General features: G+C 70.3%; 19 protein-coding genes. 7 read left to right on the top strand and 12 right to left on the bottom strand.

The genetic code is table 11. The features are described from left to right. Positions 1–90 precede the first annotated feature (90 nt). Positions 91–957 (bottom strand): NAD(P)H-binding protein, encoded by an 867-nt coding sequence (locus AB0I66_RS22830; RefSeq protein WP_363209754.1) that lies wholly within the window; start codon positions 955–957, stop codon positions 91–93. 80 nt (positions 958–1,037) lie between these two features. Between AB0I66_RS22830 and AB0I66_RS22825 the strand changes: the two genes are divergently transcribed. Both AB0I66_RS22825 and AB0I66_RS22820 read left to right on the top strand, forming a co-directional pair. Continuing rightward, on the top strand, positions 1,038–1,973 hold the full coding sequence (locus AB0I66_RS22825) for an AraC family transcriptional regulator (RefSeq protein WP_363209753.1): 936 nt from the start codon (positions 1,038–1,040) through the stop codon (positions 1,971–1,973). Between the two features lie 24 nt (positions 1,974–1,997). Then, positions 1,998–2,726: a DUF6597 domain-containing transcriptional factor gene (locus AB0I66_RS22820; RefSeq protein WP_363209752.1), complete on the top strand. Its 729-nt coding sequence runs from the start codon at positions 1,998–2,000 to the stop codon at positions 2,724–2,726. Here the strand turns inward: AB0I66_RS22820 and AB0I66_RS22815 are convergent. Further along, positions 2,698–3,126 (bottom strand): VOC family protein, encoded by a 429-nt coding sequence (locus tag AB0I66_RS22815; protein WP_363209751.1) that lies wholly within the window; start codon positions 3,124–3,126, stop codon positions 2,698–2,700. The genes AB0I66_RS22820 and AB0I66_RS22815 overlap by 29 nt on opposite strands. Before the next feature lie 133 nt (positions 3,127–3,259). Here AB0I66_RS22815 and AB0I66_RS22810 point away from each other — a divergent pair, with 133 nt between their 5' ends. Further along, the gene (locus tag AB0I66_RS22810) at positions 3,260–3,937 is read left to right on the top strand and encodes a DUF4389 domain-containing protein (RefSeq protein ID WP_363209750.1); all 678 of its coding nucleotides are present in this window, start codon (positions 3,260–3,262) and stop codon (positions 3,935–3,937) included. A 26-nt stretch (positions 3,938–3,963) separates the two neighbouring features. Here AB0I66_RS22810 and AB0I66_RS22805 read toward each other — a convergent pair whose 3' ends face one another. Continuing rightward, the gene (locus tag AB0I66_RS22805) at positions 3,964–6,849 is read right to left on the bottom strand and encodes a glycoside hydrolase family 2 TIM barrel-domain containing protein (RefSeq protein ID WP_363209749.1); all 2,886 of its coding nucleotides are present in this window, start codon (positions 6,847–6,849) and stop codon (positions 3,964–3,966) included. 237 nt (positions 6,850–7,086) lie between these two features. On the opposite strand from AB0I66_RS22805, the gene AB0I66_RS22800 reads away from it, so the two are divergent. After that, positions 7,087–7,770 (top strand): pyridoxamine 5'-phosphate oxidase family protein, encoded by a 684-nt coding sequence (locus AB0I66_RS22800; RefSeq protein WP_363210053.1) that lies wholly within the window; start codon positions 7,087–7,089, stop codon positions 7,768–7,770. A 610-nt stretch (positions 7,771–8,380) separates the two neighbouring features. Here the strand turns inward: AB0I66_RS22800 and AB0I66_RS22795 are convergent. The 5 genes from AB0I66_RS22795 to AB0I66_RS22775 form a co-directional block, all read right to left on the bottom strand. Continuing rightward, positions 8,381–9,619, bottom strand: coding sequence for a hypothetical protein (locus tag AB0I66_RS22795; RefSeq protein WP_363209748.1), 1,239 nt, complete (start codon positions 9,617–9,619; stop codon positions 8,381–8,383). Next, complete coding sequence (locus AB0I66_RS22790; protein WP_363209747.1) at positions 9,607–10,839, bottom strand: hypothetical protein; 1,233 nt, start codon at positions 10,837–10,839, stop codon at positions 9,607–9,609. Before AB0I66_RS22790 ends, AB0I66_RS22795 begins: the two co-directional genes overlap by 13 nt. An 86-nt stretch (positions 10,840–10,925) precedes the next feature. After that, positions 10,926–11,807, bottom strand: a complete 882-nt coding sequence (locus AB0I66_RS22785; protein ID WP_363209746.1) for a GAF domain-containing protein — start codon at positions 11,805–11,807, stop codon at positions 10,926–10,928. A 25-nt stretch (positions 11,808–11,832) separates the two neighbouring features. Beyond that, positions 11,833–13,875, bottom strand: a complete 2,043-nt coding sequence (locus tag AB0I66_RS22780; protein ID WP_363209745.1) for a CheR family methyltransferase — start codon at positions 13,873–13,875, stop codon at positions 11,833–11,835. Continuing rightward, positions 13,875–14,474 (bottom strand): chemotaxis protein CheB, encoded by a 600-nt coding sequence (locus AB0I66_RS22775; RefSeq protein ID WP_363209744.1) that lies wholly within the window; start codon positions 14,472–14,474, stop codon positions 13,875–13,877. The genes AB0I66_RS22780 and AB0I66_RS22775 overlap by 1 nt, the downstream gene beginning before the upstream one ends. A 143-nt stretch (positions 14,475–14,617) precedes the next feature. On the opposite strand from AB0I66_RS22775, the gene AB0I66_RS22770 reads away from it, so the two are divergent. After that, complete coding sequence (locus AB0I66_RS22770; RefSeq protein WP_363209743.1) at positions 14,618–17,167, top strand: polysaccharide lyase family 8 super-sandwich domain-containing protein; 2,550 nt, start codon at positions 14,618–14,620, stop codon at positions 17,165–17,167. Between the two features lie 69 nt (positions 17,168–17,236). On the opposite strand, the gene AB0I66_RS22765 is transcribed toward AB0I66_RS22770, so the two are convergent. Both AB0I66_RS22765 and AB0I66_RS22760 read right to left on the bottom strand, forming a co-directional pair. Continuing rightward, positions 17,237–17,428: a ferredoxin gene (locus tag AB0I66_RS22765; protein WP_363210052.1), complete on the bottom strand. Its 192-nt coding sequence runs from the start codon at positions 17,426–17,428 to the stop codon at positions 17,237–17,239. A 39-nt stretch (positions 17,429–17,467) separates the two neighbouring features. Next, a complete protein-coding gene (locus AB0I66_RS22760; protein WP_363209742.1) occupies positions 17,468–18,727 on the bottom strand; it encodes a cytochrome P450 in 1,260 nt (419 codons plus the stop codon). A gap of 233 nt (positions 18,728–18,960) precedes the next feature. Here AB0I66_RS22760 and AB0I66_RS22755 point away from each other — a divergent pair, with 233 nt between their 5' ends. After that, positions 18,961–19,830 (top strand): radical SAM protein, encoded by an 870-nt coding sequence (locus tag AB0I66_RS22755; RefSeq protein WP_363209741.1) that lies wholly within the window; start codon positions 18,961–18,963, stop codon positions 19,828–19,830. Positions 19,831–19,840: 10 nt separating this feature from the next. Continuing rightward, positions 19,841–20,251 (top strand): NUDIX domain-containing protein, encoded by a 411-nt coding sequence (locus AB0I66_RS22750; RefSeq protein WP_363209740.1) that lies wholly within the window; start codon positions 19,841–19,843, stop codon positions 20,249–20,251. Here AB0I66_RS22750 and AB0I66_RS22745 read toward each other — a convergent pair. After that, positions 20,223–21,923, bottom strand: a complete 1,701-nt coding sequence (locus tag AB0I66_RS22745) for a hypothetical protein (RefSeq protein WP_363209739.1) — start codon at positions 21,921–21,923, stop codon at positions 20,223–20,225. The two genes, AB0I66_RS22750 and AB0I66_RS22745, sit on opposite strands and share 29 nt — an antisense overlap. Positions 21,924–21,967: 44 nt before the next feature. Beyond that, positions 21,968–22,738: a serine protease gene (locus AB0I66_RS22740; RefSeq protein ID WP_363209738.1), complete on the bottom strand. Its 771-nt coding sequence runs from the start codon at positions 22,736–22,738 to the stop codon at positions 21,968–21,970. Positions 22,739–22,853: the final 115 nt, after the last annotated feature.

The following is a 22,853-nucleotide window of genomic DNA, read 5'->3' as shown; positions in this document are numbered from 1 at the left end:
GGTCGGGCTGGATATCCAGCCCGACCGGCGTTTGAGGACAAGGCCCTCGCGCCGAGCGAGTTTGTGGGAAGGGGCGGGGTTGGGGAAATTTCACCCCTTCCAGACGCCCGCCTCCGCCTGCTCCCGAGCAAAATCGGCGAAGTCACGCGGCGCCCGCCCCAGCACCTCCCGCACCCCCTCGGAGAGATACGCGTTGCGGCCGTCCAACTGCGTCTCGAAGAGCTCGACCAGGAACTCCGTCTCCTCCGCCGGCACCCCGAACTCCGCAAGCGCACCCCCGTACTCCCGCGCCGAGACCGCGACATACCGGATCTCCCGCCCCGCAGCCGCCGACACCTCGGCCACGGCGTCGCGGAACGACAGAAGCCGCGGACCTGATATCTCCACCACCCGTCCCGCGTAGCCCGAGTCGGGGCGCAGCACCGCCACCACCACATCGGCGATGTCCCGCGCGTCGATGAACGGTTCGAGCACCTCGTCGGCGGGGAACACCAGCTCTCCGGCGCGCATCCCGTCGAGCAGCGGTCCCTCGCTGAGGTTCTGGGCGAACCAACTCGCCCGTACGACCGTCCACTCGGCCCCGGACTCCCGGACCGCCCGCTCGGCAGGCTCCGCCTGGTCCTCGCCCCGCGCGGAGAGGAGCACGAGCCGCCGCACACCGAGCCCCACCGCCCGCCGTGCCAGCGCACCCACCGTCTCGCCCGCGCCGGGCGCGCCGACGTCCGGCATGTAGGCGAGGTAGGCGGCGTCCGCGCCCCGCAGTGCGTCGTCCCACGTCGAGGGGTCGTACCAGTCGAAGCGCACGGCACCCGACCGCGACGCGGCCCGCACCGTGTGACCCGCGGCCCGCGCGGCCTCGGCGACCCGGCGGCCTGTCCGGCCGGTGGCGCCCGTGACCAGCACCGTCATCTTCTGCGTGGGCCGGATGTTCTGCGTGTTCTCTGCGGTCTCTGTCATGACTTCAGTGAACTGGTCTGCGCCACAAGGAACCATCCGTCAGGAACTCGCCCCCATACGCGTACGTCTACGCTTCCCGCATGGACGTACTCGCAGGCTTGCTGGAAGGCCCCCGCGCGCGAGGAGCCTTCATGATCCGCGCGTGCTTCGACCCGCCCTGGTCCGTCCGTATCGCGGACGAGGCACCCCTGTCGGTCATGATCATGGTGCGGGGCACCGCCTGGATCGTGCCCGACGACGGCGAACCCCAGCTGATCCGGCCCGGTGACGTCGCCGTGGCCCGGGGCCCCGACCACTACACCGTCGCGGAAGAGCAGGCGGCCGCGCCCCAGGTCGAGATCCGGCCGGGCGAACACTGCGTGCCCCTCGGTGACACTCCGGCCGACAAATACCGCGACCTCGGTCCGCGCACCTGGGGCCAATCGCCCGACGGCGCCGCCGAGATGCTGATCGGCACCTACCAGGCGCGCGGTGAGATCACCGGGCGGCTCCTCGACGCGCTGCCCCCGCTCCTGGTCCTGCCCACCGAGGTGTGGGACTGCCCGCTCACCCCGCTGCTCGCCGACGAGATCACCAAGGACGAGCCCGGCCAGGACGTCGTGCTCGACCGGCTGCTCGACCTGCTGATGATCGCGACGCTGCGGGCCTGGTTCTCCAGGCCGGAGGCGGAGGCCCCCGCCTGGTACCGGGCGATGGGGGACCCGGTGGTCGGGCAGGCGATCCGGCTGCTCCAGGACGACCCCGCCCACCCGTGGACGATCGCCGGACTCGCCGCGAAGGCGGGTGTCTCACGGGCCGCGCTCGCCCGGCGGTTCACCGAACTCGTGGGCGAGCCGCCGATGGCCTATCTGACGGGCTGGCGGCTCGCGCTCGCCGCCGACCTGCTGCGGGACGGCGAGCAGACGATCGCCGCGATCGCCCGCCGCGTCGGGTACGGCAGCGCGTTCGCGCTGTCCAGCGCCTTCAAGCGGGTGTACGGGGTCAGCCCGCAGGAGCACCGCTCACGGGCCGCGTGACCCCGGACGGCGTAGCCTTGAGGCGTGTCGTTCGCGCCTGTGCAGTACGCGGAGCGGCCGTCCCGGGTCACCGGCGCGGTCCTGTGGACCCGTGCCGGGGGTGCCAGGACCGGCCCCGTGTACCCCGTCCTGCCCGACGGCTGCATGGACCTGCTGTGGACCGGCGGCAGGCTCCTGGTCGCGGGCCCCGACACCCGCGCGTACCGCCCGGAGTCGCACGGCGCCGCACGGTATGTGGGCATCCGCTTCTACCCCGGCACCGCCCCCGCCTTCCTCGGCGTACCCGCGCACGAACTGCGTGACCGGCGCGTCGACCTCGCCGACCTGTGGCCCTCCGCCGAGGCGCGCCGGCTGACCGAGCGCATGGACGCGGCCCGCGATCCGGCCGCCGTCCTGGAGTCCGCCGCCCTGGCGCGGGCGGACGTGACGGGGCCGCCCGACCCGCTGCTCACGCACGTAGTCACGTCCCTGGACTCGGGGCGGTCCATCGCGTCCACCGCCGAGGAGGCGGGCATCAACGCCCGGCTCCTGCACCGGCGTTCACTCGCCGCGTTCGGCTACGGCCCCAAGACGCTGGCCCGCGTCCTGCGCCTGCAGCGCGCGCTCGCCCTGGCCAGGAGGGGTGTGGCGTATGCGGAGACGGCGGCCGTGGCCGGCTTCGCCGACCAGGCCCATCTGGCGCGTGACGTCAAGGAGTTGACGGGCATGCCGCTGGGCGAGCTGCTCAGCCCGCGGCCGGACCCGGCGGTGTAGGCAGCGGCGCGAACAGGTCGACGCCGTTCCCGTCCGGGTCCAGGACAGAGGCGTACCGCTGGCCCCAGAAGGCGTCCCACGGCTTGAGCTCGCCGTGGTACCCGGCGTTCATCAGCTCCGCGTACACCGCGTCGACGCCCTCGGGGGTCTCGCAGTGGAACGCGAGCCCGATACGGCCCGAGCTCTGCGGCGGCTCCCAGTTCTCGGTGAAGGAACGGATGGTCTCCTCGGTGTCGAACGCGAGGCGCAGACCGCCGGGGAGCGCCGCCTCGACGTGCGGCTGCTCCTCGGAACCGGCGGGAAACTCCAGGCCGAGGCGACGGTAGAAGGCGAGTGTGGCGGCCATGTCGGCGACGACGACGCCGATCAGGTCGAAGCGGGGTGTGATGTTCGTGTTCATGCCTCGCAGCGTAGGCAGCCGCCCTCCGCCCGTCTTGAAGAAAACGGACGACGCGCCACTCCTTGCCGCCGCCCGCGCCCGGTCGTACATGTGGGCAGGAGCGCAATCAGGGCGACAAGGGGAGTTGACCGCCATGTCCGCCACGCCCGCCACGTCCGCAACGCCCACGGTGCCCGCGCCGGGCAAGCACCGGGCCGGACCGGTCCGCCTGGAGGCGCGGTACGACCCGGCGCTGTCACGCTGGCTCTGGCTGGTGAAGTGGCTGCTCGGCGTCCCGCACTACATCGTCCTCGCCTTCCTGTGGCTCGGCCTCGTCCTCGTCACGTTCGTCGCGTTCTTCGCCGTCCTGATCACCGGCCGCTATCCACGGCCGCTGTTCGACTACACGGTCGGTGTGCTGCGCTGGACCTGGCGCGTCGAGTACTACGCGTACGGATCACTCGCCACCGACCGCTACCCGCCCTTCTCGCTGCGCGAGGCCGCCGACTACCCGGCCCACCTGGACATCGCCTACCCCGAGCACCTCTCCAGGGGACTCGTCCTGGTCAAGAGCTGGCTCCTGATCCTGCCGCAGCTCCTGGTGGTCGGGCTGTTCACGGGCGGCCTGCGACTCAACGTCGGCCTCACCGGTCTCATCGCCTTCTACGCGGGCGTGACCCTGCTCTTCACGGGCCACTACCCCCGCGGCATGCACGACCTGAACATCGGCCTGCACCGCTGGGCGGCGCGCGTCCTCGTCTACGGCCTCCTGCTCACGGACGTCTACCCGCCCTACCGGCTCGACCAGGGAGACCGGGAACCCCTCGACTGACTGTCCTGCGACGTCCTAACGCCGTCCTACGACGTGCCTTCCTGACGCGAGAAGGTGAACGCGAACTCCGCTGGTGCGGCGTGGAGTTCGTATTGCGGCAGGACCCCGGGGCCGCACGACTGCGAGCCGATGCCGTGCTGCCCGTGATCGAGGTGCACCCACACGGTGTCGCCGGCGACGAGATCCGTGCGGTGCGTGGCCGCGTCGAGCTGCTCGGTGGTCCAGCGGCGCGCCGTGAACCAGAAGGCGGGTTCACCGACCACCCGCAGCCCATCGTCCGCGAATCCCGTCCGCAGCTCGGCCCAACGGACGTCCGCGCGGGCGCCGTTCTCCTGCGGGCGCACATACGGGGTCTGCATGCGGTCGACCGGCTCGAAGTGGCGACCGATGACGGACGCCGCCGCCGTGTCCGGATACGCCTCGCCGGTGCCGCCGAACCAGTGCGCGTGCCCGTACGCGGCGGGCAGGCCGAGCCGGATGCCGAGCCGGGGCAGCGGCACCGTCCACTCGCCCTCGGGCACCACGGACACCGTGAGGCGCAGGTGGGCGCCGTCGGACGTCCAGCGGTAGACGGTGCGCAGGCCGATGTCGCGTGCGGCGGGCGCCACGCGGCTGCGGACGGTGAGGGTGTCTTCCGTCAACTCAACGGCGTCCAGGCGGTGTTGCATCCGGTGCAGCCCGAGTTCGCGCCAGACGATGCCGTTGCGCTGCCCGCCCTGCCAGGACGCCCCGTTGTCGTTGTCGGTGGGGGCCCGCCAGATGTCCAGGCGCGGGGCGCTGCTCAGCGGGACGTCGGTCAGAGTGAGCAGCTCGCCGGTACGGGCGTCGAAGGTGCCGGGACCGAGCGTGATGATGTCGCCGTCACGCACCGGGCGCTCTCCGGTGGCGGGGTGGACTTCGGGCCGTGGAGCGACCGCGAACTCGGCCCGTGCGACGCCGTGGTCCAGCTTCGTCCAGTTCGTCTCGACGCCCACCATGGCCGAAAGATGCAGGAAGGTCTCGGCGTCACGGCTCGCGGGCGGCGCGCCGGGCACTTTCAGCTCGACGGACTCGCCGGGCCCGAGCTCCGGCGGCACCGCCAGCTCCCCCGCTGCGAAGGGGGCATCCTCGTCGTCGCTGATGTACTGCCACCCGAACGACAGATGGGACAAGTCCGCGAAGTCGTGCAGATTGGTGACCGTGACCGTCCCCGCGTCGCCGTCGTACGCGAAACGCACGGGCTGGATGACCCGCTTGTACGCGTCGAGTCCGGGCGACGGAAGCCGGTCGGGGAAGACCAGGCCGTCGCAGACGAAGTTCCCGTCGTGCAGTTCCTCGCCGAAGTCGCCGCCGTAGGCGTAGCCGAACTCCGGGTGCGTGAGGCCGTGGTCGATCCACTCCCAGATGAAGCCGCCCTGATTGCGCTCGTGCGCGTCGAACAGCTCCTGGTACTCGCTCAGGCCGCCGGGGCCGTTGCCCATCGCGTGCCCGTACTCGCAGAGGATGAAGGGGAGTTGGCGCCGCGCCTCGGGTCCTCCGGTGTCCGCCCGGTGCCCGATGCGCTCGACCTCGGCGTGCTCGGCGTACATGCGCGAGTACATGTCGGTGTCCGCGCAGGTCGGGTCGCCTTCGTAGTGGATCAGGCGACCCGCGTCCCGCGCGCGGATCCAGCGGGCCATGGCGGTCAGGCCGCGGCCCGTCCCGCACTCGTTGCCGAGGGACCAGATGATCACCGAGGCGTGGTTCTTGTCGCGCTCGACCATGCGGGCCGCGCGGTCCAGGAGGGCGGGCGTCCAGCGGTCGTCGTCGACGGGGTTGCCGCGCCATCCCTGCTCGGTGAAGCCGTGCGTCTCCAGGTCGCACTCGTCGATGACCCACAGGCCCAGCTCGTCGCAGAGGTCGAGGAAGGCGGGGTGCGGCGGGTAGTGGCTGGTGCGGACCGCGTTGATGTTGTGCTGCTTCATCAGGAGCACGTCGGTGCGCATCGTGTCGAGGTCGAGGGCGCGGCCCGTGTCCGGGTGGAACTCGTGCCGGTTCACGCCCCGGAACAGGATCCGCCGCCCGTTGACCTTGATGACGCCGTCCTCGACGGCGACCGAGCGGAAGCCGATCCGCAGCGGGACGCGTTCGCCCGCCGTGGCCAGGGCGCCGTCGTACAGGCGTGGCGTCTCGGCCGTCCAGGGTTCGACGGCCACCGTCACGGACTCGCCCGTGGCGACGTCGATGCCCAGCTCGGGCACGCTGACCCGCCCCTCAATGTCCGAGTCGACGCGCAGGGTCCCCATGCCCGCGCGATGGTCGTACGAGGCGTGCGTGAAGAAGTCGAGGACGCAGCCCTCGGGGCGGTGCAGCAGGGTCACGTCCCGGAAGATGCCCGGCAGCCACCACTGGTCCTGGTCCTCCAGGTAGGAACCGGACGACCACTGGTGGACGCGGACCGCGAGGACGTTGCCCGACGGCTTCAGGAGGTGGCCGACCGCGAACTCGTGCGGGAGCCGGGAGCCCTTGAACTCGCCGAGCTCCGTGCCGTTCAGCCAGACGCGGGCGCAGGACTCGACGCCGTCGAAGCGGAGTGTGCCGTCGCCGGTCTCCGGCCAGCCGTCCGGCAGGTCGAAGGTGCGCAGGTGGTCGCCGGTCGGGTTCTCGGTGGGCACGCGGGGCGGATCGACCGGGAAGGGATAGACCATGTTCGTGTAGAGGGGTGCGCCGTGGCCCTGCAGCACCCAGTGGCCGGGCACGGTCACGGTGTCCCAGTCCCGTGCGTCGTGGCCCTCCGAGGCGAAGGAGTCGTCGGCGGTGTCGGCGGCCGGGGAGAGCCGGAAGTTCCAACTGCCGTTCAGCGAGAGGGAGATGGCGTCCGACGTCGCATACCACGCGCGGGGCGGGAGGCTGCCGGTGCCGGGGGATACGTCCTCAAGGTAGGGGAGCTCCATGACCTCCATCAGACAGCGGGGAGGCGAGGCGTCACAACCGTCACGCGGCGGGGGTTGTTGGATTCTCGGAGACCGAGTTGGACAAAAGGCGCGTGGATTGCGGATTTAGTCGTGTGCTCCTGCCTCTACAGCCGTAATAAATCGAAGCCTGGCGTTTCCGCCACGATATCGGTAGCTTGCCGAAGTGTGACCACCAGCACCAGCACCAGCTCCAGCCAGCAGCCCAGCGAGCCGCACATGCCGTCGCCCCCGCGCCTGTCCGCCACGCTCCCGCAGACCGACCGCACCCGCCACCGCCGTCTGCGCGATCAGGGGAGCCTGGACCGCGCCGACCTGGAGGCGATACTCGACGCCGGGTTCGTCTGTCACCTGGGCGTCGTGGTCGACGGCCATCCGATGGTGGTCCCCACCGTCTACGGACGCGACGCCACCCAGCTGTATCTGCACGGCTCGGTCGCGAGCCGCAGCCTGGCCGCCGACCCGGCCGCCGAGATCTGCGTGACCGTGACCCACGTGGACGGCCTGATCCTGGCCCGCTCGGTCTTCGAGCACGGCGTCAACTACCGCAGCGCGATGATCTACGGCGTCCCGCGCGAGGTCACCGACCCGGAGGAGAAGCTGACCGGCCTGCGCCTGCTCACCGAGCACGCGGCCCCGGGCCAGTGGGATTACGCCCGACGCCCCAGCCGCAAGGAACTCGCCGCCACGAAGCTGCTCGCCCTCTCCCTGGAGGAGGCGTCGGTCAAGACGAGCGAGGGCCCACCGGACGACGGCGAAGGCCCCGACGCCGATCTCGGCATCTGGGCCGGAAACCTCCCCCTGACGACCAGTTGGGGCACCCCGACCGCCGACCCGCTGCTCCCGCCGGGCATCGCGGCCCCACCGCACATCGCCGCGCGGGGCGGGACGCGGCAGGGCTGAGACGGGTCAGGGGTTCGCGACGGGAGGGCCCCCCGCAGCCGTGCGCCTTCGCCGGGCGCGGCGCGCTGGTAGGGGCGAGCGGCAGAGGTACGCTCGCCCCTCTCGCCCTGCTCTTACGACGCGTCGCTGGACCCAAGTCGGGGCTGAGGCGGGTCAGGGCTTTGTGGTGGAGGGTGTCCCGCAGGCATGCGCCTTCGCGAAACCCTGCGCGAACGCCTTGAGCGCGGCGCGCTGGTAGGCGGGATCGGCAGACGTGCGCTCGCCCTTCTCGCCTCGCCCGTCCTGTTCGTACGTCGCGTCGCCGGGCCCGGGGCGGGGGTGAGGCGGGTCAGGATTTCGCGGTGGAGGGTGTCCCGCAGGCATGCGCCTTCGCGGAACCCTGCGCGAACGCTAGGCGTGGGCTCGTCCCGCTCGTACGTCGCGTTGCCGGATCCAGGTCGGGGTTGAGGCGGGTCAGTGCTTCGGCGTGGACGGTGTGCCGCAGGCGTGTGCCTTCGCCGAGCCTTGTGCGAACGCTTTGAGTGCGGCGTGTTGGTAGGTGCGATCGGCAGACGTGCGCTCGCCCGCCCTGTTCGCGCGTCGCCGGGCCCAGGGCGGGTTTAGGCGCGGGTCAGGGTTTCGCGGTGGAGGGTGTGTCGCAGGCGTGTGCCTTCGCCGAGCCTTGTGCGAACGCCTTGAGTGCGGCGTGTTGGTAGGTGCGATCGGCGGGCGTGGGCTTGTCCTGGTCGTATGACGCTTCGTCGGACCCCGGTGGTTCGACGGTGAACAGGGCGTGCTCGCCGTCCTTCTCGCATGCCGCGCTCACCCAGTAGCCGCCGGCCGGGAGTCGGCCCGAAGGGGTCACGCCGGGGACGCGGTCGCGGTCCAGGTAGTCGAAGTGGTCCTGGTAGCGGTGGCGCTCGTCCTGCGCGTACGGGCCGTAGTACGCGGTCAGCCGATAGCGACCGCCCACGTCCTCGGGTGACTCGGCCACCGGCAGCCCGTCCCGCGTCACGGTGGCGGGACCCAGTACGCACACCTCGACCGGCGTCCCGCGCCGCCCGCCTTCCCACGCGCGGGCGACCTCGGAGCCACGTCCGGGTACGCCCCGGCAGGACGCGGCGGCGTCGGCGAGCGGCACGGCCTCGTCCGTGTCCACCGGCAGCGGCACGGTGCGCGGGGGTTGGCCCAGCGCTGCGTCACAGTTCCAGTGGGCGGAGGCGTTCGCCGCCGTGGCGGTGGCGACCCGCGCGAACGCGGTGCGCTGCCCGGGGTCGTCCACGGTCGCGCCCTCGCTCTCGGCGTCCACCGTGACCAGGAGCCCGCCACGGCCGCGCGCACAGTCGAGGAGGACCGCGGTGGTGGCCGACACGTCCCCACCGCTCGAACCGCTCGAACCGCTCGCCGTGAAGACACCGTTCCAGCCGGACCCGACCGCCACCGGCGGCAGCGCCGAGCGCACGTCCGGATACGCCCCGTCGTACTCGCCGCTGAAGGCGTCCCGCCGCCACCCCCGGGCCTCCGGGCCTGGCACCGCCCGCACGTTCACCGTCACCGAGCCGTCGCGTGCCGACCTGCCCCCGGCGTCACGGGTGATCGTGCAGTCCACGCGCAAGGACGCGTCGCCCAGCTCGCCGTCCACCCGGTCGCGCGTCTCGTCCTCGAAGGGACCGTCGCCCAGTACGTCACGCACCTCGTCGGCCGGCAGGACCCCGCCACAGGCCCCGCCCACCAGGCGCTGCGCCACCCACCGGTCGTAACCTCCGCCGAACCAGAAGTACCCGCCCGCCACCAGCGCGAGGGCGAGCACCGCCCCGGCAGCCGTGGCGAGCCCGCGGCCGACACCGGAACGCCAGGTCAGCCCTGCCACTCCTCCACCTCTCCCATGATCTCGGTGTCCCGGCAGTGCGCGCGTCGCGGCCAGCCGTCGTCCGCCGTCAGATACCGGTCGAGCACGGCGCGCCCGTCCGCCGAGACCCGCCGCCACTCCTTCTTGTCCAGGACGACCTCGTCCTGGTGCCGGAAGTCGAGTGCGGGTGTCACCGTGACGCGGTGGAACGTCGGCCCGCCGTCGCACACCGACCGCGCCCAGAGCGCGAGCAGCGGATCGTCGCCCGACCTCTTGAAGGTCAACTGCCCGTCGGGACCCCGCTTGTGGCGGCTCCGACCGGTCCCGGGGACGTCACCGCTGCCGCCGAAACTCTCGTACGCGCCGGGCGCGAGAACGCCGGACCAGCTCTCCGCGCTCGCGGCCTTGGTCATCCCCTCGGCCGCCTGCCCGGCGGTGTCGTCCCACCGCCCGCCGCAGGCCCCGGCGCGCTTGCTGTAGGTGGTGTCGTTCGCGTCGAACTTCCAGCGTCCGGCGGAGAACTTCAGCGCCTTGGGGGAGAGCCAGTCGCAGAGCGAGTCGGCCCTCTTCGGCGACTTCGCGTCGGCCAACGGCCGCCCGCCACAGCCCTGTTCCCGGCTCACCCAGTCCGCGACCCGGACCGCCGTGCGGGATGCCAGGAGCCGGTCGGCCTTCGGGACGTCGTACTCGCTGTCGGCGCGCGAGGGCAGATCCACGGAGACGAGCAGATCCTTCGACGGCCTGACCCGGCCGCTCAGCCCCTTCCGGCACTCCGTGAGCAGCGTGGCCGACACCTGACTGCCGTGCAGCCGGTCATCGGTGGACACCCCGCCCAACGCACTGTCCGGCAGCGGGAGTTCGAAACCGCCGCCCGGTGTGTCGGCCCGGCCAAGCACGGCCTGGGCCCGCACCCTCACCTGCGCGTCAGGCTCCCAGCGCTCGTCGCCACCGCCCCAGGTGAGCGTGCAGTCGAGCAGTGCCCTGCTCTGCTGCCTCGGCGCGAGGAGCGTGCCGTACTCGTCCAGTACGCCCGCCGAGTCGTCCGGCACGAAGGAACGCAGCTCCCCGGGGAGCAGGCCCGCGCAGGCGTGGGTCAACTGATCCTGGTTGGCCGCCAGACGGTCGTCGCGGTCCTGGGAGCGCGACACGGCGATCCCGGTGCCCGACGCCACCAGAGCCAGGACGGCCACCCCGATGGCCACGAGCCACGTACGCCTGCGGACGTCACGCATCCCCGGCATGGCCCCCCTTCCAAGATCGAAGGGGAGACGCTATCAACCGGACCGCGGACCCCGGGCGCCGGGCCAAGGGTGGTGGCCGTGCGCCGCTAGAGCTCCATCGTCCCGGACAGAAAGCGCCGCGCGATCACTTCGGGGGACTCGCCGTACGCGAACGCGCGGGCCTTGATGAGGGCGAGGGAATCGCCGAGTGATCTGCCCGCCTGCGCGGACAGCGCGCCCGCAGCCTGATGGACCACCGCCCGGATGTCCGCACCGCCGTACAGATCCAGGTCTCCGTCGGGACCGAGCAGTACTCCGTTCAGGAGGGCGCGGGCGACCGTGTGGAACGTGTCCGGCCGGACCGGCGAGGCGGGGTCGAAGAGGATGAGCGCCCCGACGCAGTTGTCGGACGCCTTCAGCGGCAGTGCGGCGACCGTGCTGAGGCCGAGGGCGGCGAGCCCCGCCCCGTATCCCGGCCAGCGCCGCTCGAGGACGGCGCCCGACGCGAACACCGTGCGGCGGCTCCCGGCGGCGTCGAGCCCGGGCCCCGAGTTCAGGACGAACTCCAGGTCCTGGGCGCTGCGTGCGCGTCCGTCGGACGCGGCGACGGCGAGCTGACCCAGGTCCTCCCCGACGAGGGTGAGCGCCGCGCTGCGCGTCCCGCACGCCTCGGCCACCCCCGCCATGAACAAGGGGCGGTGCTCGTCCGGAGGTGGGGGTCTGGGCGACGGGCGCTTCGCCGCCCAGGCCCACATCTTGCGTGCGTAACTCTCCTGGAGCCGGGCGGTGGTGAGGTGCCTCTCGACCGCGGAGTGGTGCCGCTCCGCCACCTCCGCGTTGAACGGGCGGCCGTTCTCCGCGTACAAACGGTCGTATCGCTTGGCTGTCGCCAATTCCCGGGCCGCGCGTTCCCTCGCCCGGACGGCACGCCCCCAGGCGATGTCGCCCTGGTCGCCCGCTTCTCGCGAACTGCCTTCCATGGCGCTCATGTCCAACAGAATACGACTCGCGGGGTCAGTTGCCCCGTACTGCCTTGAGGTCTTCCATCAGAAGGACGACACCTCCGCTGTGCGCGTCAAACGGTGAACAGATGACGGAACAGTCGATGTGCCGGCCGATGCGGTTCACGGCGGGAATCACCACGGGACCCGACCGCTTGCCCGACGCGACGCACTCCGGGATGAGTTCACGCAGCTTGTCGGTGGGCAGCCCGAAGTCGAGGGAGAAGAAGTTCTTGCCGAGCACCTCGTCCGCGCGCAGCCCCCACAGCTCGATCGCGCCGCGGTTCCAGCTGCGGGTGCGCATGTCCGCGGAGAGGACCACCACACCCGCCGCGATGCTGCTCACCACGCCTTCCAGGAAGGCCCGGGCCTCGTCCAGATCCGTGGAGCGCAGCCGCAGTTCGTCGTTCATCGTCTCGAGCTCTTCGTTGCCCGACTGGAGTTCCTCGTTGGTGGTCTCCAGTTCCTCGTTGGTGGACTGGAGCTCTTCGTTGGTGGTCTCCAGTTCCTCGATACTCGACTGGAGTTCCTCGTTGGTGGTCTCCAGCTCCTCGTTCGTCGACTGGAGTTCCTCGTAGGCCGTCTCCAAGTCCTCGCGCACACGCTTGACTTCGGCCTTCAGCTGCGTGGCCACCGTGACGTCGGTGAACATGACGTTGGTGGCGACCGGCACGCCGTGGCTGCTGGAGATCGGCTGGACGACGATGTCGAAGTACTGCACTTCGTTGCCCACGCGCCGCTCGGCGGCGTTCACCCGCAGCGGCCTGCGCTCATAGTTGGACTGGTCGATCAGCGAGCGCAGTTCGGTGGGCCGGTAGGAGAGCTCCAGGTCCTGGAAGGGGCGGCCCACGTCGTGGACGGAGAGCCCGAACTGGGCGCGCGCCTCGTTGTTGATCATCACCACGAGGCCGTCCTGGTCGAGCGCGACGGAAGCGCCCTGCGAGGCGTCGAGGATGAGGTCCCGCAGATGACGTGTCCGGGTGAGCGCCTGCGCCTCGGCACCGACACTCTGCCGCATCTTGAGGGGGACGGCGGGATAGGGCGGAAGGGTGTTGCCGGGCTGGCGACGGAACACCCGCTGACGGATGTTGATCGCCTCGAAGCGGTCGCTGTCGCTCAGGAGCATCTCGGCCTTGCCGAGGAAGAGATAGCCGCCCTCACGCAGCGCGAAGTGGAAGCGGTCGACGATCTGGGTCTGCGCCTCGACGTTGAAGTACATCAGCGTGTTGCGGCAGACGAGCAGGTCGAGACGGGAGATCGGCGCGTCTCGCGTGATGTCGTGCCGGCCGAAGATCACCCGGCGGCGCAGGTCGGGGCGGAAGACGTAGTGGGTGTCGTGCCGCTCGAAGTACTTGTCGCGCAGCTCGGTGGCGAGCATTTCGAGGTTCTTCGCGGGGTAGCGGCCGGCGCGGGCGTCGCGCAGTGCCTCCTCGTCCACGTCCGTCGCGTAGATCTTCACGCGGTTGAGGCTCTCCTCGACACCGAGGGCCTCCGCGAACATGATCGCCAGCGAGTAGGCCTCCTCGCCGCTGGAGCAGCCGGCGCTCCACACCCGGATCTCGCTCTCGGGGTCCGCGTTCGTGAGGAGTTGGGGCAGCACCTCGCGCTGGATGAGGTCCCAGGCGTCGGGGTCGCGGAACACCGAGGTGACGTTGATCAGGATCGTGTTGAACAGGGCGCGGAACTCGACGGTGTCGGTTTCCAGGAGATCGCGGTAGTCCGCGTAGCCCTGCGCGCCGACGTCGCTCATGCGCTTGCGGATGCGGCGGCCGAGGGTGGACCGTTTGTAGCCCGTGAAGTCGAAGCCGCGGGCGTCGCGGATGAATTCGAGCAGGTCCTCGAGCCCTTGGTCGACGGCGTCGCCCGCGCGTCCGGACCTCTTCGCGGGTGACTGCTCGGATGCGTGCTCCGGAGCGGACTGTGGCGTCTGCTCGGCCGTGGGCTCGGCATCATTCTCCGCCGTCGGCTCCGCGGCCTTTTCCGTCGTGGGCTCCGGCGCCTGCTCTTTCCCGGTGCTGTTCTCGGGCCCGTCTACGGGACCGGACGGCTCGTTCATCACTGCCTCTTGCTCTCGACGAGTCCGCGGAGGACCGCGGCGATTTCTTCCAGGCGGAGTACCTGGTCGGCGACCCCCGACTTCACCGCTGCCGTGGGCATGCCCGTGAACTGGGCCGTCTTCGGGTCCTCGACCAGCACGTGGCCGCCGTGAGCCTTGATCGCGGTTACCCCTCTCGCGCCGTCCACGCCGGTGCCGGTGAGGACGCACGCGATCGCCCGCGGGCCGTAGGTCTCGGCCACCGACTCGAAGAGGAGGTCAGCGGAGGGGCGGACGAAGTGCACGACCTCGCTGTCCGACAGGGTGATCGTGCCGCTCTGCTTCACCACGAGGTGCCGGTTGGGCGGCGCCAGATACACGGTTCCGGGCTCGATGCGGTCCTGGTCCTCCGCGAGCCTGATCGCCAGCTCCGTACGCCGTGCGAGCACTTCCGGCAGGACCGTCCGATGCCGGGGATCGAGGTGCTGGACCACGAGCAGCGGCACCGGCAGCCCGGCGTCGAACTCCGCGAGAAGGCTGATCAGAGCCTGGACGCCACCGGCCGACGACGCGATGGCGACGACGGCGTAATCCTCTGGGGCGCGCTGCTCGGACGGCATGTACTGAGCCTATCCGGTGAGCGGTCACCCGGCGTAGCGGCGCACAACGGCAACACCCTTGTCGCCGGTCGGGTCATCTGCTTGACTCCGCCCGCCAGCACGCCAGATCCCCCCATAACGCCAACGTACCGGCGGAGGACGCCATGGAGATCACCCGCAGACGCCTGCTGTCCGCCCTCTCGGCCGCCGGTCTCCTGGCGGTGATCCCCATGCTTCCGGCGAGCGCCGCCGAGGCAGCGGCGGACAGCGCCCGACTGCTGGCCAACACCGTGGACGTGTTCGCGGGGACCGCCACATCCAACGCGCGCCCCGAGACCGCCGCCAAGCTCACCGCGATCGACCGGACCGCGCGGACGAACCTGAAGACGATGGACGACGCGGGCGAGGGCGAGCTCTTCGCCGGTCTGGCGCTCGGCACCGATGACGCCAACCTCAACACGGCCTACCGGCGCCTGTACGAGATCGCCCTCGCCACCCGCGCGCCGAACCCCACCGCCCCCTCGGACCTCTACGGCAACACCGCCGTGCAGCGCCGCGTCATCGACGGCCTCGTGTGGCTGCACGAGCGGCACTACGGGGACCAGACCAACGGCTACTACGGCAACTGGTTCAACTGGGAGATCGGCATCTCCCAGCACGTCAGCAAGACCCTCGTACTCCTCGTCGAGGAGGTGCGGACCTACCGGCCCGAGCTCATCGGCACCTACGTCGCCTCGATGGACGCCTACCTGCGCAACGGCACCGACGGCGACGTGAACCTCGACTCGCGCTTCCACACCGGAGCCAATCTCGCCGACATCACCACCAACCGGATCCTGCAGGGCGCGCTCCTGGGCGCGAGCGGTGAGGCCCGCATCCGCAAGGCCCTCGTCGACCAGCTGACGGTCTTCGTCACCGTCGACCCCTACCACCTCGTCCACGGGGTGACGGACGGCCACTACGCCGACGGTTCGTTCATCCAGCACGCCTCCGTCGCTTACACGGGCTCGTACGGGAAAGCCCTGCTCACCCGGGTCGTGCAGACCCTCAAGATCCTCGACGGCACGGGCTTCGCGCACGGCGAGGAGCTGGTGCCGACCGTGCGGAGATGGGTGCGCGACGGCTTCGCGCCGCTCATCTTCGAGGGCTGGATGATGGAGATCGTGAAGGGGCGCGCGGTGTCGCGGCCGGACGGCGGCTACGTCGACGTCGCCGTAGTCGTGGAGGCCGTCGTCGACCTCTCCTCCCTCTCCACCGACACCGACGCCACCGCCCTGAAGAGCTATGTGAAGCACATCCGGGCCACCTCGCGCGCCGCGCTCAACCCGACGGGGTTCGTCTCGCCCGTCAGCATCGTGCGCTACAGCGACATCATCGGCGACACCTCGCTGCCCGCCGCGGACCTCAACCCCGCCTCGCGCAGCGTCGCCTTCAACGCCATGGACAAGAACGTCCACCGCAGACCGGGTTACGCGTTCGCCCTCGCCCGCAGCTCGGACCGGATCAGCAAGTACGAGTACATGAGCGGCGAGAACCTCATGCCGTGGTTCCAGGGCGACGGCGCGTACTACCTCTACCTCTCCGGGCAGGACCAGACGCAGGCCTACGGCGTCGACTACTTCACCACGGTCTCCCCGTACGGCCTCGCGGGGGTGACCGCGCCCGTCGAGCAGCGTCGCACCGTCCCCGACCTCTACGGGAAGCCGTACTACGACAACCCGGGCCACCCCCTGAACTTCACCTCATCCTCCGAGTCGCAGAACAAGTACGTCTACTTCCCGCGCGGCACCAACCAGCATTCCGGGGGCGCCGTCCTCGGGGCCTACGGCGTGGCGGGGGCAGTGCAGTCGAGTGATGTCGCCTTCCAGGACCGGGAGTTGCTGCCGGCCGACTTCGTCGAGTACCGCAACGCCACCGCGACGAAGTCGTGGTTCCTGCTCGACGAGGAGATCGTGGTGCTGGCGGCCGGGGTGGGCGATCGCGCGGGGCGGGCCGTGACGACCACGGTCGACGCCAGGACCGCGGCGCCGGACGACGAGGTCTCCGTGACGGGGCAGTTGCGTGACGGCCGCGCGTGGAGCGGGGCGGGCACGGGGGACCTGCGGTGGCTGCGGTACGCCAACGCCACGCGCCGCACCTCCGTCGGCTACGTCTTCCTGGACACCCCGAAGGTGCGCGTCACCCTGGACGAGGTCACCCGGAGCCGCCGGGTCGTTCGCACCGCCAACCCGGACACCGCCGTGACGCGCCAGGTCCTCGGCGTGACGGTGGACGGAGCGGCCGGCGCCAGGCCCGCCTCGCTGGCGTACGCGCTGGTGCCGAACGCGGCGGAGGCCGGGCTGAGGTCGTACCGGACGGGGCATCCGCTGAGGGTCCTGGCGAACACGGTGCGGCTGCAGGCCGTCAGCCACGCGGGCCTCGGTCTGACCGCCGCGAACAGCTTCACCGCGGGGCGCCACGAGGCCGCCGGGCTGCGGATCGACGGCCCCGCCTCGGTGCTGGTGAAGCGCGAGCGGCGCGGCACGACCACCGTGGCGGTGTCCGATCCGACGATGGACCGCGACAGGATCAGCGTGCTGGTCCGGGGAAAAACGTTGCGGCAGGTGGCGGCCGACGATGGGGTGCGCGTGAGCCGGGCCCATGGCGGCACCCGGATCGACGTGAACACCCACCACGCGTACGGCCGCAGCTTCACGGTGACGCTGCGCGGCTGACGGCCGCCTGCCCGCCCCCTCTGGTCCGGGCCGTCACTCCTCACCGGGCCGTCACTCCTCTCCAGGCCGTCACTCCTCGACGCTGACGGCCCGGACCGGACAGGCCCGCACGGCTTCACGCACGAGGGGATCGCCGCCGCCGTCCTCGCGGCCGGGGAGCACCTCGCTGAAGCCGTCGTCGTCCTGGGTGAAGACGCTCGGAGCGGTGAGCGCGCACATCCCCGCGCCCACGCACCGCTCCATGTCCACGGTCACACGCAAGCTCATCTCAACTCCTACGAAGGGCCCTGCTATGGGGGCCTACCAAGTGACGGGGAGTTCGAGCATCCCCTGAATGGTGTCGCCGGGCTTGAACGGGATCTCCCGCGCGGGCACCGCGAGGCGAAGCCCCGGCATCCGCGCGAAGAGCGTCCGCAGGGCGATGTCGATCTCGGCTCGGGCGAGGTTCTGGCCGAGGCACTGGTGGATGCCGAAGCCGAAGGCGAGGTGGTGGCCGTCGGCGCGGTGGAAGTCCAGTTCCTCCGGGGCCGCGTGGGCCGCGTCGTCGCGGTTGATGAGGGAGGTGGAGAAGATGACGCCGTCGCCCGCGCGGATGCTGCTGCCGGCGACGTCGATGTCCTCCTTGGCCACCCGCAGCAGCCCGTCCGCGATGGACAGAAAACGCAGCAACTCCTCGACGGCAGCAGGCATCAGCGCCTCGTCGGACCGCAGTTCATCGAGTCGCTCGGGATGCTGGAGGAGGGTGAAGGTCCCCAGGGAGATCATGTTCGCCGTGGTCTCGTGCCCCGCGACCAGCAGGATCGTCGCCAGGCTGACGAGCTCCTCGGGATCGAGGGCACCCTCGGCGAGCTGCCGGTGGATGAGTTCGTCGAGCAGCCCCTCGCCCGGCTCGCGCCGCTTGCGCTCGATCAACGCGTGGAAGTAGGCGTCGAGTTCGTCCCGGGCCCGCTCGGTGTCCGCGGCGAGAGGGCCACGCAGCAGGCGCCGCGACTGCTCCTCGAAGAACTCGTGGTCGGCGTAGGGCACGCCGAGCAGCGCGCAGATCACCATGGAAGGAACCGGCAACGCGAACGCGCCGACCAGCTCGGCGGGCGGTCCCTGCGCCTCCATGGCGTCGAGGAGCCGGTCGACGGTCTCCTGGATGCGGGGCCGCAGCGCGGCGATCCGCTTGACCGAGAAGCTGGGGATGAGCATGCGGCGCTGCGTGTTGTGCACGGGGTCGTCGACGCCGAGCAGGGCGACACGGCGGTTGCGTACGGTCGCGAAGCGCTCGGTGGGGGCGGGGAACGCCTCGTTCTCACGATCGGTGGACAGCCGCGGGTCGACGAGCAGATCACGCGCGACCCCCTGCCCGGTGACCACCCAGACGGAACGCCCGTCGAAGAGACGGACACGGGAGAGCGGCCGGGCGTCGCGGAGGGGGGCGTACGACTCCGGGGGGTGGTAGGGGCAGGTGCGGTTCTGGGGGAAGGGGATGGGGTCGGGGGTGGTGGGTGCGGGTGTATGTGTGTAGGGGGTGGGTGCGGAGGTGATCGGTTCGGACGCGACTGATTCCGTCATGGACAGACCTCACAAGCGGAGGGGCTCCTCTTACCTCTCCCATTGGATGCCTGGGGCATCTATTTGGTCCACGACAAGACAAGCCAGATAGCTGCCTCTTCGGCACCTGAATCTGGCCGGAACGGACCCTTCCGCCCTGACGTGCGTTTGCCCTACGCGACCCGATAAAAGTTCGATGCGCGATGGCCCTTGAAACGTCGAAATCAGGCCTCAGTTGTCGCTAGGGTCCCCCCATGCTCATCCCCGCCTTCGTCGACATGCGGCCGATCGGGAGGTGCAATCTCAGCTGCCCTTTCTGCTTCGGGCCGAGGCACGAGGTTCCCTCCATGCCCCGGGGCGTCGCGCTCAAGGTCGCGGCAGCGCTGAGGGACGGGGGCGTGCGCGGCGTCGTCATCTCCGGAGGTGAGCCGACCCTGCTCCCCTACCTCCCCGAGCTCGCGGCCGCACTGCGGGAGCCCGGCGAGGACGGCAGCGCACCGCGAGTCGTGCTGAGCACCAACGGGCTGGCCCCGATGCGCACGATGGAACGCATCCTCCCCAGCCTCTCCTGGATCGCGCTGCCCCTGGAGTCCGCCGACGCGGACGAGCACCGGGCACTGCGTACCGGCGTCGCGCCACACCGCGACAAGATGCTTGCGCTGCTCGAAGCGGTGCGCACGAACCACCAACACGTCAAGGTGAAGCTCGGCACGGTCGTCACACGGTTGAACGTCGGGGGTGCGCCCGACGTGCTGAACCTCATCGAGGACGACGCCTTCCTGCCCGACGTGTGGAAGGTCTACCAGATGTCGGAGACCAACTACGGTGCGGACAACAGGGATTGGCTCGCCATCGGGGACGATGAGTTCGAGGACATCGTGGACCGGTGCGAGATGGCGGCCGAGAAGCGCGGCGTCACGCTGCGCGTCTACCGGAACAGGACCCGCACGGGAAGTTACTTCTTCATCGACCCGGACTGCGAGGTCGTAGTAGTCGACGAGGGTGGGGAGCGCAGGATCGGGAACTTCTTCGAGAGGCTCGCGGAGAGCTTCGGCGAGCTGCCCCCGCCGGTCGAGGGAACGCGGAACGTCGAGAACTTCACCGGCACTTACCCGGACGCGTGAGGAGCCCGCGATGACGGCACAGGTACGTGTAGGGGTCCAGGCGATCGTCCGCTCGGGCGGCCGCGTGCTGCTCGGACTGCGGGCCAACACCTTCGGCGACGGCACCTGGGGACTGCCCGGCGGGCATCTCGAAGTCGGCGAGTCCCTGACCGGCGCCGCCTGCCGGGAGCTCGCGGAGGAGACGGGCCTGCGCGCGATCGGCACCCGCGTCGCCTGCGTCACCGATCCCGACCCGGCGGCCAATCACCACATGCAGGTCGGCGTGGAGATCCTCGACTTCACCGGAGAACCGCAGGTCCTGGAGCCCGAGCGGTGCCTGCGCTGGGAGTTCTGGCGCCTGGACGAGCTGCCCGACGCGCTGTTCGTGGGATCGGCGGGGGTGCTGCGCAGCGTCAGGGGCGGGGCTCTCCATCTCCCTTGAGACGGTCGTCCGACTGGGCACGCACCGCGTCCCGTAGCGCTGTCTTGTGCTGTTCCTCGCTCGCCTCGAACTGGTCGAGCGTGCTCGCGAGTTCCCACTGGATGTCGAACTCCGCCCGGCTGTCGGAGTAGTACCTGCTGTCTTTGTGGAACTCGACCTCAAGAACGTTGAGTTTGCGGCGAGTCCTGCGTTCCGGGTTGGAGGTGATGTAGGGCTCGAAGAAACCACGGTCCGTCGTCAGCAGGGTCGAGCCGGGGATGTCGATATGGGTGAGCCGTAACTCGATGCGGTCGTGATACGTCTCGCGAAGCGTGCGGTAGGCCTCGATGACGTGCAGGAAAGTCTTGGAGTAATAGTCACTCGCGGCGATGATGTCCACGATGTTGTGGGAGTTGGGGCGCTCCGCCGTCGCGTCGTGCTTGGTGAAGATGGCGAGGTTGTTCCAAGGGCTGCTGATGATGGCGTAGAAGTAACTGCCCTGGTTCAGGGCGTGGATCACCTGCGGATGAAAGAGCTTCAGGTCCTTCAGGAAGAACGACGCACCCGCGTGCGCGACCAGCCTGATCACATTGCGCTCGTGGCGCAGGGAGTCGCCCTTCGCCTTGTTGCGCGCACTGTTCTCCTGGGGTGTGTACACGTGCTCGATGAGATAAGGGAGTTCGTCCGACGGCGCCGTGGCATCCCGCATGTCCGCGAGCGCCGCGCGCAGGGCGAGCGTCTGGGAGTGGTCGCGGCCCAGGGTCCGTGCGGCCCGGGTGGTGGCCGAGTCGAGCAGGGACACGGCCTGCTGCCTGCGTGACGCGCAGAACGCGGTGCCGTCGGCCGCGTCGAACTCCGCGGTGGCCAGCGCCGCCTGAGCGACCAGCGTCTCCTGGTGATCCGCTCCGAGGAGGGCGGACGCACGGAGGTGCGCGATCTCCAGCTCACCCAGCTCCGCCTCGATCCGCGCCTCGTCCTGGACCGCCTTGGCGGCTTGAAACCTCGCCTGGGCCAGCGCCGAACAGGCCGCGACGGCCTTCGGGTCGTCGTCATCCTTGAAACTCGTGAACCAGTCGACCGATGCGGTGAAGTCATCAAGTGTGCGCGTGAGTTCGGCGGTGTCCCGCCGGATCGACGCCACCTCGACCCGCACCCAGTCGGCGGTCAGCCGTGCCTCCGGGTCGCCGCCGTAGTACCTGCCGAGCACGGTGACGGCCTTCTGCGCCCAGACCTTGGCGTCCTCCAGATACCCGGCGCGTAAGCTCACGGCACTCAAGTTGGCAAGGATACGGGCCAGTTCGGGGGCGGCGGCGCGCTGCGCGCGGTTGAGGGCGTAGTTCAGGACCATGCGGGCCCGGTCGAGATCGTCGTGCTCCGCGAGCAGCGCGCCCAGTTCGTTCCAGGTGTCCGCCACGAACAGCTCCTGGTCCGCTTCGGCCAGCTCCATGTGGCGCAGGGTCACCGCGGCGAGAGCGTGCGAGCGTTCCCTCATGTCGAGTTCGAGGAGCAGTTGCGCGAGGTTGATGTGCTGGCGGGCGTGGGGGCGGAGGCGGGCGTAGGGCGCTTCCGGGTTGGTGAGGCGATCCACGTAACCCGCCAGCGCCTCCCTCAGGTCGGACCGGGCCGTTCCGTGCGCCTCGAGGGCGTCCTCCGCAGTCGCCAGCGCCTCGCTGACGTTCGCGATCGTCGTCATGTCCCCTCCAGGAGACGGGCCGCCATGGGTGTGCGGCATGCTCGTCACGGCCGGGGCCGGTGCCAGCGCAGGTTCACATAGCTGGTCACGGCGGCCAGTCCGGCCGGCACCGTGCGGTCCTTGCGGGCCAGTGCTTCCGCCTCGTGGTCCTGACGCACCTCGTAGACGCGCTCGGAGTCGGACAGCGGCTGTCGTGGTTCGGGGCGGAACTTGAAGGTGTCGAACCGGCGCACCGCCTCGTCGATCGTGCCGGCGAACAGCGTGTCCTCCTCGGCTTCCGTGGTGGAAGGACGTGCCACGATCAGCCCGAGGACGACCGTGGGACGGTCGGGATCGGGTGTGCCGCGGTCGACGGGGCTGCCGGCGAACTTCCGTACGTCGTCACAGGAACCGTCATGCCGCAGCCGGTGGCAGCTGACGGCCTGCTCGCCCGTGCTCTGATAGATGACCGATACGTGGCTCACGGTTCCCCGCAGCCTGCCGTTGCTCGACGGCCTGCGGCCCGCGGTCCACGCTTCTCCTTCGCGCGCGACATCGAAGTGGATTCCGGGGAGCGGTACCTTTTCGCCTTTCTGGAAAAGGATCTTCACCAGAGCCATGTCGGAAAGGAGATCGAATTGCTGGACCTCGCCCTCCAGGCGCCTGCCGTCCGGAAGCCGGAGGAGGACCGGGCGCATGCGTTTCTCTTTGTCATCTCCCAGGCAGTGCGCCGCAGTCAGAGCGAAGTGCCTGGTGAGGCGTACACCGGAACCGATGCGATCGTTGTTCCGGAATATCTGGATCAAGTGTTTATGGCGCGGCTCTTGATGCGTCATGGGTTCGTCCCCCCGTCCGATCCCAGGAGTGAGCAACTGCCGTGTGCGGCGGCGCGCTGCTCGTGCGCTGTGAATATGCAATGGTAGCCACGATCGGTTCCGGTCCGGGAGCTAC

Origin of the sequence: Streptomyces sp. NPDC050439, assembly GCF_040655335.1 — a bacterium.
GTDB lineage: Bacteria > Actinomycetota > Actinomycetes > Streptomycetales > Streptomycetaceae > Streptomyces.
The sequence above is the reverse complement of the archived record's forward strand: the minus strand, read 5'-3'. Positions and strand labels throughout refer to the sequence as shown.

Excerpts from the sequence above, each read along its gene's own strand:
- AB0I66_RS22830 (WP_363209754.1), bottom strand. The coding sequence starts at position 957 with ATGACAGAGACCGCAGAGAACACGCAGAACATCCGGCCCACGCAGAAG.
- AB0I66_RS22825 (WP_363209753.1), top strand. The coding sequence starts at position 1,038 with ATGGACGTACTCGCAGGCTTGCTGGAAGGCCCCCGCGCGCGAGGAGCC.
- AB0I66_RS22815 (WP_363209751.1), bottom strand. The coding sequence starts at position 3,126 with ATGAACACGAACATCACACCCCGCTTCGACCTGATCGGCGTCGTCGTC.
- AB0I66_RS22810 (WP_363209750.1), top strand. The coding sequence starts at position 3,260 with ATGTCCGCCACGCCCGCCACGTCCGCAACGCCCACGGTGCCCGCGCCG.
- AB0I66_RS22805 (WP_363209749.1), bottom strand. The coding sequence starts at position 6,849 with ATGGAGCTCCCCTACCTTGAGGACGTATCCCCCGGCACCGGCAGCCTC.
- AB0I66_RS22800 (WP_363210053.1), top strand. The coding sequence starts at position 7,087 with ATGCCGTCGCCCCCGCGCCTGTCCGCCACGCTCCCGCAGACCGACCGC.
- AB0I66_RS22790 (WP_363209747.1), bottom strand. The coding sequence starts at position 10,839 with ATGCCGGGGATGCGTGACGTCCGCAGGCGTACGTGGCTCGTGGCCATC.
- AB0I66_RS22785 (WP_363209746.1), bottom strand. The coding sequence starts at position 11,807 with ATGAGCGCCATGGAAGGCAGTTCGCGAGAAGCGGGCGACCAGGGCGAC.
- AB0I66_RS22780 (WP_363209745.1), bottom strand. The coding sequence starts at position 13,875 with ATGAACGAGCCGTCCGGTCCCGTAGACGGGCCCGAGAACAGCACCGGG.
- AB0I66_RS22775 (WP_363209744.1), bottom strand. The coding sequence starts at position 14,474 with ATGCCGTCCGAGCAGCGCGCCCCAGAGGATTACGCCGTCGTCGCCATC.
- AB0I66_RS22770 (WP_363209743.1), top strand. The coding sequence starts at position 14,618 with ATGGAGATCACCCGCAGACGCCTGCTGTCCGCCCTCTCGGCCGCCGGT.
- AB0I66_RS22760 (WP_363209742.1), bottom strand. The coding sequence starts at position 18,727 with ATGACGGAATCAGTCGCGTCCGAACCGATCACCTCCGCACCCACCCCC.
- AB0I66_RS22755 (WP_363209741.1), top strand. The coding sequence starts at position 18,961 with ATGCTCATCCCCGCCTTCGTCGACATGCGGCCGATCGGGAGGTGCAAT.
- AB0I66_RS22750 (WP_363209740.1), top strand. The coding sequence starts at position 19,841 with ATGACGGCACAGGTACGTGTAGGGGTCCAGGCGATCGTCCGCTCGGGC.
- AB0I66_RS22745 (WP_363209739.1), bottom strand. The coding sequence starts at position 21,923 with ATGACGACGATCGCGAACGTCAGCGAGGCGCTGGCGACTGCGGAGGAC.
- AB0I66_RS22740 (WP_363209738.1), bottom strand. The coding sequence starts at position 22,738 with ATGACGCATCAAGAGCCGCGCCATAAACACTTGATCCAGATATTCCGG.